General features: G+C 64.2%; 15 protein-coding genes. 14 read left to right on the top strand and 1 reads right to left on the bottom strand.

Going from position 1 to position 12,916, the window contains the following annotated elements:
- The 7 genes from Q0D45_RS17810 to Q0D45_RS17780 all read left to right on the top strand — a co-directional run.
- Positions 1 to 521, top strand: a 521-nt coding sequence (locus Q0D45_RS17810; RefSeq protein ID WP_293395923.1) for an SDR family oxidoreductase, incomplete at its 5' end; no start/stop codon positions are given.
- Positions 522 to 573: 52 nt separating this feature from the next.
- On the top strand, positions 574 to 1,827 hold the full coding sequence (locus Q0D45_RS17805) for an aromatic ring-hydroxylating dioxygenase subunit alpha (protein WP_293395920.1): 1,254 nt from the start codon (positions 574 to 576) through the stop codon (positions 1,825 to 1,827).
- Entirely contained in the window at positions 1,824 to 2,165 is a 342-nt protein-coding gene (locus tag Q0D45_RS17800; RefSeq protein ID WP_293395917.1) for a hypothetical protein, read from the top strand. The genes Q0D45_RS17805 and Q0D45_RS17800 overlap by 4 nt, the downstream gene beginning before the upstream one ends.
- Before the next feature lie 18 nt (positions 2,166 to 2,183).
- On the top strand, positions 2,184 to 2,999 hold the full coding sequence (locus tag Q0D45_RS17795; protein ID WP_293395914.1) for an SDR family oxidoreductase: 816 nt from the start codon (positions 2,184 to 2,186) through the stop codon (positions 2,997 to 2,999).
- A gap of 45 nt (positions 3,000 to 3,044) precedes the next feature.
- Positions 3,045 to 3,455 carry a nuclear transport factor 2 family protein gene (locus Q0D45_RS17790; RefSeq protein WP_293395911.1) on the top strand — a complete coding sequence of 137 codons (411 nt, stop codon included), beginning with the start codon at positions 3,045 to 3,047 and terminating at the stop codon, positions 3,453 to 3,455.
- Between the two features lie 230 nt (positions 3,456 to 3,685).
- The gene (locus Q0D45_RS17785) at positions 3,686 to 4,690 is read left to right on the top strand and encodes an NAD(P)-dependent alcohol dehydrogenase (RefSeq protein WP_293395908.1); all 1,005 of its coding nucleotides are present in this window, start codon (positions 3,686 to 3,688) and stop codon (positions 4,688 to 4,690) included.
- Between the two features lie 26 nt (positions 4,691 to 4,716).
- Entirely contained in the window at positions 4,717 to 5,460 is a 744-nt protein-coding gene (locus tag Q0D45_RS17780; protein ID WP_293395905.1) for a TetR/AcrR family transcriptional regulator, read from the top strand.
- Here the strand turns inward: Q0D45_RS17780 and Q0D45_RS17775 are convergent.
- Positions 5,433 to 6,131 (bottom strand): TetR/AcrR family transcriptional regulator, encoded by a 699-nt coding sequence (locus Q0D45_RS17775; RefSeq protein WP_293395902.1) that lies wholly within the window; start codon positions 6,129 to 6,131, stop codon positions 5,433 to 5,435. The two genes, Q0D45_RS17780 and Q0D45_RS17775, sit on opposite strands and share 28 nt — an antisense overlap.
- A 237-nt stretch (positions 6,132 to 6,368) precedes the next feature.
- Between Q0D45_RS17775 and Q0D45_RS17770 the strand changes: the two genes are divergently transcribed.
- The 7 genes from Q0D45_RS17770 to Q0D45_RS17740 form a co-directional block, all read left to right on the top strand.
- Positions 6,369 to 7,565 carry a phosphotransferase family protein gene (locus Q0D45_RS17770; protein WP_293395899.1) on the top strand — a complete coding sequence of 399 codons (1,197 nt, stop codon included), beginning with the start codon at positions 6,369 to 6,371 and terminating at the stop codon, positions 7,563 to 7,565.
- Position 7,566: 1 nt separating this feature from the next.
- The gene (locus Q0D45_RS17765) at positions 7,567 to 8,112 is read left to right on the top strand and encodes a hypothetical protein (protein WP_293395896.1); all 546 of its coding nucleotides are present in this window, start codon (positions 7,567 to 7,569) and stop codon (positions 8,110 to 8,112) included.
- 48 nt (positions 8,113 to 8,160) lie between these two features.
- Positions 8,161 to 9,096 (top strand): hypothetical protein, encoded by a 936-nt coding sequence (locus Q0D45_RS17760; protein ID WP_293395893.1) that lies wholly within the window; start codon positions 8,161 to 8,163, stop codon positions 9,094 to 9,096.
- A gap of 118 nt (positions 9,097 to 9,214) precedes the next feature.
- Positions 9,215 to 10,183: a hypothetical protein gene (locus Q0D45_RS17755; RefSeq protein WP_293395890.1), complete on the top strand. Its 969-nt coding sequence runs from the start codon at positions 9,215 to 9,217 to the stop codon at positions 10,181 to 10,183.
- 33 nt (positions 10,184 to 10,216) lie between these two features.
- A complete protein-coding gene (locus Q0D45_RS17750; RefSeq protein ID WP_293395887.1) occupies positions 10,217 to 11,413 on the top strand; it encodes a phosphotransferase family protein in 1,197 nt (398 codons plus the stop codon).
- A gap of 1 nt (position 11,414) precedes the next feature.
- A complete protein-coding gene (locus tag Q0D45_RS17745) occupies positions 11,415 to 11,951 on the top strand; it encodes a hypothetical protein (RefSeq protein ID WP_293395884.1) in 537 nt (178 codons plus the stop codon).
- A 259-nt stretch (positions 11,952 to 12,210) separates the two neighbouring features.
- On the top strand, positions 12,211 to 12,916 hold a 706-nt coding region (locus Q0D45_RS17740), incomplete at its 3' end, for a secretin and TonB N-terminal domain-containing protein (RefSeq protein ID WP_293395881.1).

Here is a 12,916-nt window from a genome sequence, read left to right as displayed (position 1 = left end):
TCGAACTGGCTGGATTCTTTGCCGACATGAGCGTCGATGACTACCGGCGACAGATGGAAGTCAACGGCACCAGCGTCTTCCTCGGCATCAAGCACGCCATCCGCGCGATGCGGCCGGGCGGCACGGCGGGCAAGGGCGGCGTCATCGTCAACCTGTCCTCGGCCGCCGGCATCAAGGGCGTTGCCGGGCTAGGCGCCTACTGCGCATCGAAAGGCGCGGTGCGGCTGATGACCAAGGCGGCGGCCAACGAATGCGCGCGCCTGCACTACGGCATCCGCGTCAACTCGGTGCATCCGGGCCTGATCAAGACCGAGATGGGCGTGAAAACGCTACGCGACTTCGTGAAGCTCGGCATCGTGCCCGACGAGGCCGCGGCCGAGTCAGCTTTCGAGGCCGCACATCTGCTTGGCCTAGGACGTCCCGTCGATATCGCGCTGGCAATTCGCTATCTCGCTTCCGACGCCGCGCAGTGGATCACCGGCATGGAGATGGTCGTCGACGGTGGTTATACGGCGGCCTGAGCCGCAGCACTTCAGCACGCGGCAGATCGCAATCACAGCAGGAGCAAAGCCGATGGCAGCAGACGATTTCATCGCCAACAAATGGACCCAGCTCGCGGGCCTCAAGAACGGCCCGGTTTCGGCCGAGTCCTATCGCTCGCCGGCGTTCTATCAGCTGGAGCGCGAGCGGGTGTTCGGCCGCTCCTGGCTGATCATGGGAAGAGTCGAGGAGATCGCCAAGCCGCACAGCTTCATGGTCAAGGAGATCGAGATCTGCGAGGCCTCGGTGCTGATCACGCGCGATGGCGAGGGCCGCGTGCAGGCCTTCCACAACGTCTGCTCGCATCGCCACAACCTGCTGGTCAGCGAGCCGCAGGGCTGCAGCCAGCTGATCAGGTGTCCGTACCACGGCTGGGCTTATGGCACGGATGGCGAGCTGCGCGGCGTGCCGGACGAGAAATGCTTCGTTGGCCTTGATCGTAAGACGGCCGGCCTCGCCAAGATCGCGACCGAGGTCTGGAACGGCTGGATCTTCATCAATCTGGAGCGCAAGCCTTCGGTCTCGCTCGAGGATTTTCTCGGCGACTTCGGCAGCTTCCTGGCCAACATGGAATACCCGAACGCCGACAACCCGATCGTCGTCGAGGCCCAGCTCGACTGCAATTGGAAGGTCGTTGCCGATGCCTTCAGCGAGTCCTACCACATTCCGGTGATCCATCCGGAAACCATCGGCACGACGTTCGCGTCGACGAGCAATCGCACCGGCCGCCTGATGGACGCGCGCTTCTTCGGTCCGCATCGTTTCTGCTCGATGTACGGCAATCCCGACTATCGGCCGCACGATCACCAGAAGGTCGAACAGCTCGCCTACAGCCAGGTGCAGACCGGCAGCACCATCGCCGCCGGCAAGGTCGGCAGCATGGATGCCTTCCTGGCTCATCCCTCGGTGAACCCGACGCGCACCAAGAGCTGGTCGATGGACGTGAACTTCGTGTTCCCGAACTTCAATCTCGATACCGGCCCCGGCGGCTTCTGGACCCATCACTTCTGGCCCACGAGCTATCACACCACGCGCCACGAGGTGCGTTTCTACGTGCCCAAGGCGCTCACCGTGCGCGAGCGTTTCCAGCAGGAGCATTACCTGTCACGCGTGATCGAAGTGCTGGTAGAGGACGTTTCCAATGTCGCGCGCGTGCAGCGCGGCCTGGAGTCCGGCGCCAAGGACGCGATGTTCCTGCAGGACAACGAAGCGCTGTTGCGGCACTCGGTGCATCACGTCGAGAAATGGGCGAAGTCGGCCACCGTGCAGGAGGCGATGAGCGAATGAACAACTCTCTTCTGCCAGCCGCGTTTGCCGATCTTGAAGCGCATGTCGCCGAGTGGGCGCTGCCCAGCTTCGATGCGCGCATGCAGCACCGCGCCGCGTCGTCGATGGACAACATCCGGCGCTTCTACGATGCGATGCAGCCGCGTGCCGAAGCAGCGCTCGCGCATCTCGAAAACTTTCCGCTCGATGTTCTACCCGCAGCCGAGCAGCGCTTGATGCACATGCTCTACGCACTCGCCCAGGCGGCGATGGCCGTCGAGATTCATGGTCAGCCGAAAGTCGGCCACGCCAAGCTGCCGATCGCGGTGCGCGTGCTGCGCGAACCGCTGCCGGTCTGAACCGCATTGGAGAAAAGCATGTCCAGCCTCAAGGGAAAAGTGGCGATGATCACCGGCGCCGGTTCGGGCATTGGCCAGGCCACCGCCCGACTGATGGCCGAACGCGGCGCATCGGTGCTGTGCACCGACCTCAACCCGGAAACCGCTGCAGCCACCGCGGCGATGATCCGCGATGCCGGCGGCATCGCCGAATCGCTGGTCTGCGACATCGGCAGCGAGGACTCGATCAAGGCCGCCATCACCTACGCGGAGGAGCGTTACGGCGGTCTCGACATCCTGCATAACAACGCAGCGCTGCAAGACCCGAAAGTGCTGGCCAAGGATGCCGACATCGCGGCGATGGAGATCGACATCTGGGACCGCACGATGGCCGTCAACGTGCGCGGCACCATGCTCGGCTGCAAGCATGCGATCCCGGCGATGCTTCGCCGCGGTGGTGGCGTGATCGTCAACACCTCGTCCACCTACGGGCTTGCGGCCTACATCAGCCTGCCGGCGTACAGCGCATCGAAAGCGGCGATCAACAGCATCACCCAGCACGTGGCGGCCGCTTACGGCAAGCGTGGCATTCGCTGCAACGCCGTGGCGCCAGCGCTGGTGCTGACGCCGCTGACCGCGAGCTTCATCCCCAAGCCGCTGATCGACATCAATGTCGACGGCGCCTGCACGCCGTTCCTGGGTGGCCCGCTGGAAGTGGCGCAGGCGGTGGCCTTCCTGGCTTCGGACGATGCCCGCTTCATCACCGGACACATCCTGCCGGTGGACGGCGGCACCTTGTGCACGCAGCCGACGGTGCCGGCATCGAGAAGCTTCTTTGCACAGGCCGCCAGCTGAATCGGTGGCTCGGTAGATTCATTCCATAACAACGAGGAGAACACCATGGATCAAGCACGCAGCATCGCCCGCAAATATGCCGATCTGCTCTGCAGCGGCGCCTTCGCCGAGGCGTTCGACCTGCTGGCGCCGAACGTGAAATACCGGATCATCGGCACCACGCCGCTGTCCACCGACCTGCATGGCCGCGATACCGTCAAGGGCGCGCTGGTGCCGGCGCTGGCAAGCTTCAAGCAACCGCCGCAGCTGACCCTCAAGGAGATCATCGTCGACGGCAATCGCGCGGTGATCCTCGCCTCGGGGCATGGCATCGGGCCCACCGGTCTGCCGTACTCGCAGCCGCATTACGCGATGGTTTTGCGCATCGACAACGGCTTCATTGCCGACGTCGAGGAATACGCGGATACCGTCGCCGTTGAAGTCGCCCTGGTGGGCAACAAGCTGGTCCCCGCCTGAGCCTGCAGCAAGCCTTTATTGATGCGGCACTTTGGTGTTGAACGTGGACCCGGCGTTCGATTCAGGATCTGCGTCATCTGTGAAGTGCCGAAGGTGCCGCATCAATAAAAAATCAATGGTTTCTAGTTATTGAGTCGGCATTCTGCACCTGTTGGCGAGATCATCCGGTCGGACTCGGTGCGCTCGCGTTCAATATCAATATGCCGACTCAATAACCCAAGGAGCAGGTGATGAAAGCAGCCGTAGTGCGTTTGCCGACCAGTCTGGAATCGTTGTCGATCGAGGACCTAGCCGAACCCGCGATCGCCAAGGGCAAGCTCAAGGTGCGCTGGCGCGCCTTGTCGCTGAACTTCCACGATTACGCGGTGGTGGCCGGCATGCTGCCGGCAGTCGATGGCCGGATTCCGATCTCCGATGGCGCCGGTGAAATCGTCGCGGTCGGCGAGGGTGTCAGCGGCTGGGCCGTCGGCGACAAGGTGATGAGCCTGTTCTTCCCGGACTGGCAGGACGGCGAGCCGACTGCAGCCACCACCAGTCGCCTCGGTGGCGACTCGACCGATGGCTGCGCGGTGGAGTTCGGCCTGGTCGACCCGGACAAGCTGACCCGCATTCCCAAAGGCTATTCCTATGCCGAAGCGGCGACCTTGCCCTGCGCCGCGCTGACTGCCTGGCGGGCGCTGGTCGAGGTCGGCCAGATCGAGGCGGGCGATCAGGTACTGGTCGAAGGCACGGGCGGTGTTTCGATCTTCGCGCTGCAGTTCGCCAAGTCCTTCGGCGCCAAGGTCTACGCCACGTCGTCATCGCCGGCCAAGCTCGAGCGGCTGAAGACGCTCGGCGCCGATGCCACCGTCGATTACCACGCTGATCCGAACTGGGGCGAGGCGATCAGCCAGTTGTCCGGTGGCGGTGTCGATCACGTCATCGACGTCGGCGGCTCGACGACGCTCGATCAGTCGATCAGCGCGGTCAAGGTCGGCGGCAGCCTGGTCATCATCGGCATCCTGGGCGGCCTGATGGCCGAGATCAATCTGGCCAAGCTGATGATGAAGCAGCAGCAGATCCGCCCGATCGCGGTCGGCAGCCGCGCCATGCAGCTGCGCATGGTCGAGGCCATCGAGAAGAGCGGCATGAAGCCGATCATCGATACCCGCTTCCCGCTGAGCAAGATGGCCGATGCCTTTCGCTATCAGCTGTCTGGCCAGCACTTCGGCAAGATCGTCATCGATATCGACTGAAGCCGGAAATTGCTTAGGCTTCGCTGGTGAACGAACCGAGAAAGAAGCGCGGCACCGTCGAAGCGCCCGCCGTCGAGGTCGCGAAGAATGCGCGCGGCCAACGGCGCAACCACGCCGCGCGGCTGACCACCGCGCCGGCACCGACGCCGAAGAAGCCGAAAGGGACCGCCAAGAAGCCGCGCGGTGCCGAGGTGCGCGAGCAGGTGTTGCACGCCGGGCTCGAATGCTTTGGTGCCTTCGGCTTCGAGGGCACGTCGACGCGGGCGGTGGCCGAGCGGGCCGGCGTCAGTCATCCGTTGCTGCTCTATCACTTCGAATCGAAGGAGCAGCTGTGGCTGAGCACGATGGAAGATGTGATCGGCCATTACCGGCTCGAGTTCGAGCAGCGGCTGGCACTCACCGGCATCGGCGATGCCGTGGCGGGCCTGCATGCGTTCATCGAGAACTTCGTGCGCTTTTCGGCGCGAGTTCCGCAACTGCACCGAATCATGGTTCAGCAGAGCACGCAGGGCAGCGGGCGTATCCACTGGCTGATCGAAACGCATCTGCGCGCCTCGTTCGATCAGGTGATCGGCATGATCATCCGCGCCCAGGCCGAAGGGCGCGTGCGCGGTGGTGATCCGGCCCGCTTGTACTACGCGATCATCGGCCTGGCCGGCACCTTGATGTCGGTGTCCTCGGAGTTCCGCGAGCTGACCGGGCGCGATGTGTTTGCCGAGAGCGAAGTCGCGAAAACGATTCGCTACATCGACGATTTCGTTTTTCTCTGAGCGGCCGGTTTGGCTGCTGCAGGGGCGGCAGCTGAGGGGTCCGCGAACGCCGTGCTGGCGCTGATGTAGCCGAGCGATTCGGCAAGACGATCCAGCTCGACGCCGTTGCGCTCGCCGATGAAACGGGCGCAGTACATGACGATCATCCAGCTCAGCACTTCGGCAACGTCGTCCGTGGCACCGGGGCGGCTGCGGCCCTTGCGCTGGATGGTGTCGAGCGACACGCGGCTTTGCGCGCAGATGCGGTCGACCATGGTCCGGTACAGGCTGGCCACGTTCTGATCGTAGGGCGCGGTGTCGTTGACGGCCGCGAGGATCGCCTGATGCTTCTTGAAGGTTGCCACCATGCCGACCAGCGCCTGCTGCAGCACCTGGTGGCGCGCGTCTTCGGCATCGCTGAGCCAGGTGCCGGTACTGGCGATGATCTCCTCGGTGACCTGGCTCATCAGCCGCGCCACCAGCTCGCCCTTGTCGCGAAAGTGCAGGTAGAAGGTACCGCGAGCGATGCCGGCTTCGTCGGTCAATTGTTCGACAGTCAGCGCGGCGAAGCGATGGCCGTTTTCGAGCAGCCGCTCCATCGCCGCCAGCAGGCGTTCCTCGATGGTCAGCTTCGGCTGGTCGCCGTGCTTGGCGCGGGTGCGTCGCGTCGGGCGGGATTCGATACGCGCCATGTCATCTTGAGTCCGGAAAGTGAGCCGATGATAAACGGGCCGATGACGGCCCTGAGTTGTCGGCGTCGATTGGTTTATTGGCGCACTGTCTATTTAATATTGACACAGTGTCAATTAACGGCCATCCTATGATGGCAAGCACCCGGACGATGGCAGCACGCGTCGTCGAGAGAGTGCAACAGGTCTGCCGCTTCCCTCTCGGAACCGCAGACGAAGAAGCACCAGCGAGGAGCCGTGATGACAGCAGACAAGAGCCAGCCGAGCGCGGCCTGGATCGCCGAGTTGCGGGCGCGCTTTCCCACCGAGCGCGAGATCGATCGCGTGCTCACCCGCAAGATGCAGCGCCGCGCTGGCCCCGGCTATCAGCCGCTTGCGTTGGAGACGCTGGTCGACGGCGTCCGCTCGCTGCTCGATGCCGAGCTGAACACGCCCTACGAACTGCGCGACGCGCGCTGGCTGTCCGGCGGCGCCTCGAAGCTGCAGATGGCGTTCACGCTGGAATGGCAGCACCCGCAGGACGGACTGTCGTGCACGGCGATGGTGCTGCGCATGGAGCCCAGCGAATCGATCGTCGAGACCAGCCGCCTGCGCGAGTTCCAGCTGATCCGCGCGATGGAAGGCGTGGTGCCGGTGCCGCCCGTCTACTGGTGTGATTCGGAAGGCGATCATCTGCCGTATCCGGCGTTGATCTATGGCTTCGCACCTGGCGTCACCAAGCCGAGCACGGCGGCCAGCGGCGTCAGTGGCCTCGGCACGCAGTTGCCGGCGGACCTGCGCGCCAAGCTGGCGCCGCAGTTCGTCGAACATCTGGCGAAGATCCACACCGCCGAGTTCCGCGGTAAGGGCCTCGATGCTTTCGACATCCCCGAAGTCGGCACCACGCAATGCGCCGAATGGGGCATCAACTGGTGGGAGCGGGTCTGGGAAGAGGACTGCGACGAAGACGTGCCGCTGATGCGCCTCGCCGCTGCCTGGCTGCGCGCCAACCTGCCGGTGCTCGATCGCGCCGTCGTCGTCCATTCCGATTACCGCCTCGGCAACTTCCTGTTCACCGAGCACGACACCACGATCACCGCCTGGCTGGACTGGGAACTGGGCCGCATCGGCGACCGTCATCAGGACATCGCCTGGACCACCAGCCGTGCGTTCGGCGCGATGGCCGAGGACGGCAAGACCTTCCTGACCTCCGGCCTGATGCCGGAAGCCGAGTTCATCGCCGCCTATGAAAAGGCCACCGGCTTGAGCATCAATCCCAGGACCGTGCATTGGTACAAGGTCTATAACGATTTCATGATGGCCACGCTGAGTCTGGCCACCGGCTACCGCACTGCGCGCGGCAGCAAGACCCATCAGGACGTGCTCGTCACCTGGCTGATCGGCATCGGGCCGATGCTGCTGGACGAGATGCGTACGCTCATCGAGGAGGCCGTCTGACATGCAGATGCGTCCACAGATTCAGATTCAATCGGTCATCAAGGCGCTGAGCGATGTCGTGCTGCCGGCGATCGATCCCAACAACAAGCTGGCGATCGAGCAGGGCAAGTTGTCGATCGGTTTGCTTGCCCTGCTGGCCCAGCAACTGCCGAACCAGTTCCGCTTCGACTGCGACGAACTGGCGCGGCTGATCGCGACCGCGCGTGAACTCGTTGCGCAGGCGAAGGGTGGGAAAGGCACGCAGGCCGCAGTGGCTGCGCTTTATGAAGCGACGCAGCTTGCCGGCGGCACGCTCGATGCCGCCCAGGCGTCGCCGGCCGATGTCGAAGCCATGGTGCGGGCGCTGAGAGTCACCAGCGGCCAGCTGGTCACCGAGGTCTATCGCGATGGTGAAGCCGGCTGCCGCGCGGGCATCCGGGATGCGGTGCTGGCGATGTCCAAGGAACAACTGCTGCGCGATCGCTCCATGCTGCTGATGCAGGGCTGGGAGCCGGACCCGAAGGCGGTGCCGTCGATCGCGTCGCTGCTCGATGCCAGCGCGCGCTGAAGCGATCAGAACAAACACGAAATACCGACGAACAACGAGGAGATTCCCATGAGCAAGATGTCCCCGAATGGCCCCATGCCGATCCTGGACCCGGTCAATGACGGCCGCCACAAGCTGCGCAACCTGCCGCTGGAACGCGAGTCGATCCCCTACGTGATCGCGCTGCCCGAGCAGGGCATCGCCGCGTTCGTCTACACCTGGGTGAGCAAGGACAACCTCGCGGGCTCGGCACTCGCAGCCTACGGTCCCGGCATTGGCGACACGCCGGTGTTCGAAGCCGTCGATGGCATCCCGATGGGCCCTGAGAAGAATTTCGACAACTGGCAGGTCGGCAAGCTGCATCTGGCGCAGGACCTGAAGCTGAAGACGGCGAAGTTCGGGGTGGTCACCGACCGCGTGGTCATCGAAGCCAATTACGAAGCGCTGCACCCGGCCTTCGCCTACAGCTTCCATCCCGATGGTTGCCCGGCATTCGCGGCGACCAATCGCCTGGAACAGGCCGGCAGAGTCCACGGCACGATCAAGGTCGATGGCAAGGCCATCGCCTTCGATACCTTCTGTGCTCGCGATCACTCCTGGGGCACGCGTGACTGGGGCCAGCCGCAGCACTGGAAGTGGCTGCACGCCTATAACCAGGGCACTCAGGTGCATTTCTGGAAGATCGAGGTCGGCGGCCGCAGCGAGTTGCGCGGCTATCTGAATCGCGACGGCCAGTTCGCGCAGGTCGCCAATGTCGAGGTCTCGTTCACCACCGATGCGCGTTACCACCAGAAGACCATCTCGGCGACCGTCACCGACACCCTCGGCCGCAAGGTGCAGGTGGAAGGTGAGTACTTCGCGACCTTGGTGATGCCACCGGTGCCGACCTGCACGCTGGTCGAAGGCGCGATGCGCTGCACGATCGACGGCCAGGCGGCAGTCGGTTGGACCGAGTTCATGTGGCCGACCGATTACCTCGCCTACATGGCCTCGCTGCAGTCCTGATCCTTTTGATGCGCCCGGTCCTGTTTTTCCCCCACCGCCTTTTGGGACCGGGTGCTTTTTCTTCGCTGTGACGCGCCGCTCCCCGGCGCGTTGAATTCACCCGTGCCGGAGTGAGCCGATGATCAAGCCCCAGGATGCCGAATTCCATTTCCAATCGGACTCCCACTGGCAGTGGGTGGAAACCGTGGCGCTGTCCTTCCATGTGCCGGGCACTACGGTCAGCGGCATCATCTATGTGCTGACCCGGCCGATGCTCGGCGTCTGCATGGTCGACGTGACCATCCATGACCGGATCACCGATCTCTGGGAAGAGCAGATCTACATCGACAACCAGCAGCACCTGCCTTGTCCGAAGTCGCTGCTCGATTTCAGCCTGCCGAATGGTTTGAGCATCACTGCCACCGATCCGACCAAGCGCTACCACGCGCGCTACGAAGGCATCGACGACACCCATTTCGATCTCGATTTCCAAGCCATCCACGAGCCCTACGATCTCAATGATCCGGCGATGGACCCGATGGCTGCCGAACGTCACGGCCCGGCCTGGGATACCTCCTGGTCCGGCCATTACGACGTCACCTACCGCATCCGCGGCCAGCTCACCGTGCGCGGCAAGCGCTACGACGTGGACTGCGTCGATACCGGCGACCGTAGCTGGGGCTCGCGTCCGGAACGCGACAACTCTTCGGTGATCTGGTGGCACGCCAGCTTCGGCGAAGCGCTGACCGCGCACCTGTTCGTCGCCCATGATCTGGCCAGGACCAACGACTACGGCAAGCTGGTCAGCGGCTATGTGCTCGAAGACGGCAAGACCTACGGCATCAAGGAAGCGCGTGGCACGCAGGAATACCGGAAAGCGGTGCCGATGGGTGGCGAGCTGGAAATCGTCGACGTGCGCGGCAAGCGTTTCCAGATGACCTATTCGGCGCTCAACAGCTGCTACTGGGCACCGTACCCGTCCAACACTTATCTGCAGAGCTTCATGCGGGTCAGTTGCGCGGGCCAGCTTGGTTACGGGGTGCAGCAGATCGGCCTGAGCCGCGCCTATCTGACCCGCAACCGCGATGCGATTCGCGCGCGCTGCTGAGCCATAACCAGAAAGAACAGCGAGGAGAGCAGCATGGCAGTCGTGGACAAGAACCGTCCGAGCCCCGAGTGGATCGAGCACCTGCGCAAGCGCTATCCCTGCGAGCAGGAAATCGATCGCGTGCTCACCCGCAAGCTCGAACGCCGCGCCGGGCCGCCTTATGCGCCGGTCACCCTCGACCTCCTGCAGGCCGGCACCGAAGCGCTGCTCAGAACCCAGCTGAGCGAGCCGTTCACGATCAGCGATACCCGCTGGTTGTCCGGCGGTGCCTCGAAGCTGCAGATGGCCTTCGTGCTGCACTGGAATCAGCCCGGCGTCGGTCGCAGCTCGACGCCGCTGGTGCTGCGCATGGAGCCTTCGGAAGCGATCACCGAAACCAGCCGCCTGCGCGAGTTCCAGATCATCAAGGCGATGGAAGGCAAGGTGCCGGTGCCGCCGACCTACTGGATCGATGCCTACGGCGAATACCTGCCGTATCCGGCGATCGTCTACGGCTTTGCCGAAGGCGTGACCAAGCCCTCGAAATCGAGCAGCAGTGTCAGCGGCGTCGGCACCTTCATTCCGCCGGAAATACGCGAAACGCTGGGCCAGCAGTTTGTCGACCATCTGGCGATCACGCATACCTTCGACTGGCAGCAGGCCGATATCGGCGCCTACGATCGCCCGGCCGCCGGCACCGAAGCCCTGGAATGGGCGCTGAATCACTGGGAACGGGTCTGGGAGGAGGACTCCCACGAGGACGTGCCGCTGATGCGCCTGACCATGGCCTGGCTACGCCGGAACATGCCGCCGGTCGATCACGTCTCGGTGATCCACGGCGACTACCGGCTCGGCAACTTCCTGTACACCGAACACGATCTGCGCATTTCCGCCTGGCTCGATTGGGAACTGGGATATCTCGGCGATCGCCATGAAGATCTGTCCTGGTCGGCCAAGCGCCAGTTCGGCCATCTGGCCGAAGACGGCAAGACTTTCCTGGTCGCCGGTTGCCTGCCGATCGAGGAATACCTGGCCCGCTACGAGCGCGCCTCGGGTCTGAAGGTCGATCCGCAGCGCATGCAGTACTACGACCTCTTCAACAACTACAAGGCCATCGCCATCGTGCTCGCCACCGGTTACCGCGCGCCGCTCAACGGCAAGACCCATCAGGACGTGCTGGTCGCCTGGCTGAGCGGCATTTCCTATCCGCTGCTCGAAGAGCTGCGAACCCAGATGGCGGAGGTGCTCTGACATGGAACTGCGTCCCAGCTTCCAGATTCCAGCGCTGATCAAGTCGCTGACCGATGTCGTGCTGCCGGCCGTCGATCCCGCCAACAAGCTGGCCCAGGAACAGGGACAGCTGGTGGTCGCCATGCTGCATCTGATGGCGCAGCGCCTGCCGCTGCAGTACCACTACGACTGCCACGAGCTGAAGCAGTTTCTCGGCCTGGCCGACAGCCTCGCGGCCCACGGCGCAGCGCTGCCCGAACTCGGCGAAAGCTTGGCCGCGTTGGCGACCGATGTGGAAGCCGGCCGTGCCGTGCTGAGCCGCGCCGGTGTTGCGCCGGCCGAGCTGGAAGCGACCAACCTGGCGCTGCGTACCAGCGTGGGTGCTGCGATCAGTGCTTCGGCAATGGCTGCCGATGGTCCGGACACGAAAGCGATCAACGCCGCCGTGATGGCCCACGCGCAGGAGATGCTGCTGCGCGAACGCGCCTGGCTGGCGATGCAGGGCTGGGAAGGCCCGAACGCCGGGCTGCCGGCGGTCGAGACGCTGATCGGCGACTGATTTCCGTTGCCGGAAAAGCACAGAGGCGGCGACACCACACCATGCGGTGCCGCCGCCTTCTTTGACGTAAGCCGTCCAAGCCCATCATAATTTGTTGAGAACGATTCTTATCCGTTCAACATGACAGCGGCCTGAAAGGGATGCCGCTGTGACGGGCCAGCCAGCGTTTCAGCCAAGCCCTCCCAAGCCACAAGTTCATAGAAGTGCACGGCACCGCGACGTACGCGGAAGGCCCGCGCGCTCGATCGGGAGAGTCGGGATGAAAGCTGGCAGTTCCACGCTGCAATTGCGTGCGCGCAGGCCTCTGCGCCTGTTGTCGATGGCGATCGCCGGCAGTTTCGGCAGCTCGTTGGCCTTGAATCCGCTCGCTGCCCTGGCGCAGGACAGCGGCGAGTCGCTGCGCTTCTTCGAATTGAATCTTCCCGAGCAGCCGCTGGGCACGGCGCTGACGGCGTTGAGCCGCGAGACCGGTGTTCAGGTCATCGCGGATCGCGAGCTGCTGGCGGGCCGCCGCGCCGCTGCCTTGCGGGGCCGCTACAGCGCGGCGCAGGCGCTGGAACGTCTGCTCGCCGGTTCCGGGCTAGCCGCGCGGAGCCAGGGCGCCGGCTGGCTGGTCGAATCGTCCGGTGCCGTCGCGCTGGCGCCGGTCACGGTGGCGGGTGTGCGCGCCGAAGGCTTCAAGGCCGAAAGCCAGCAGACGGCTACCAAGATGCAGCTGAGCCTGCGGGAAACGCCGCAGTCGGTGACCGTCATCACCCGCGAATCGCTCGACGCGCGCCAGGTACAGACGCTCGGCCAGGCGCTGGAACTGTCCGCCGGGGTCGCCCAGTTCAGCGGCAACGGCCCGTTCGCCGGGCAGCCGTCGTTCGGCTTCAATCAGACGACGATCCGCGGCATCGCCATCGATGACCTGTACGACTTCCGCGAGGACGGCTTCGTCAACGGCTCCTACTTCTCGCTGCCGG

The organism is Nevskia sp., from assembly GCF_023266035.1.
In the GTDB taxonomy this organism is placed as follows: Bacteria; Pseudomonadota; Gammaproteobacteria; order Nevskiales; family Nevskiaceae; genus Nevskia.
This window is presented reverse-complemented; position numbering and strand designations above follow the sequence as displayed.

What these genes read in the sequence shown, in the direction of transcription:
- Q0D45_RS17760 (WP_293395893.1), top strand. Translation starts at nt 8,161, where the DNA reads ATGAGCAAGATGTCCCCGAATGGCCCCATGCCGATCCTGGACCCGGTC.
- Q0D45_RS17805 (WP_293395920.1), top strand. Translation starts at nt 574, where the DNA reads ATGGCAGCAGACGATTTCATCGCCAACAAATGGACCCAGCTCGCGGGC.
- Q0D45_RS17770 (WP_293395899.1), top strand. Translation starts at nt 6,369, where the DNA reads ATGACAGCAGACAAGAGCCAGCCGAGCGCGGCCTGGATCGCCGAGTTG.
- Q0D45_RS17750 (WP_293395887.1), top strand. Translation starts at nt 10,217, where the DNA reads ATGGCAGTCGTGGACAAGAACCGTCCGAGCCCCGAGTGGATCGAGCAC.
- Q0D45_RS17765 (WP_293395896.1), top strand. Translation starts at nt 7,567, where the DNA reads ATGCAGATGCGTCCACAGATTCAGATTCAATCGGTCATCAAGGCGCTG.
- Q0D45_RS17795 (WP_293395914.1), top strand. Translation starts at nt 2,184, where the DNA reads ATGTCCAGCCTCAAGGGAAAAGTGGCGATGATCACCGGCGCCGGTTCG.
- Q0D45_RS17775 (WP_293395902.1), bottom strand. Translation starts at nt 6,131, where the DNA reads ATGGCGCGTATCGAATCCCGCCCGACGCGACGCACCCGCGCCAAGCAC.
- Q0D45_RS17755 (WP_293395890.1), top strand. Translation starts at nt 9,215, where the DNA reads ATGATCAAGCCCCAGGATGCCGAATTCCATTTCCAATCGGACTCCCAC.
- Q0D45_RS17800 (WP_293395917.1), top strand. Translation starts at nt 1,824, where the DNA reads ATGAACAACTCTCTTCTGCCAGCCGCGTTTGCCGATCTTGAAGCGCAT.
- Q0D45_RS17790 (WP_293395911.1), top strand. Translation starts at nt 3,045, where the DNA reads ATGGATCAAGCACGCAGCATCGCCCGCAAATATGCCGATCTGCTCTGC.
- Q0D45_RS17745 (WP_293395884.1), top strand. Translation starts at nt 11,415, where the DNA reads ATGGAACTGCGTCCCAGCTTCCAGATTCCAGCGCTGATCAAGTCGCTG.
- Q0D45_RS17785 (WP_293395908.1), top strand. Translation starts at nt 3,686, where the DNA reads ATGAAAGCAGCCGTAGTGCGTTTGCCGACCAGTCTGGAATCGTTGTCG.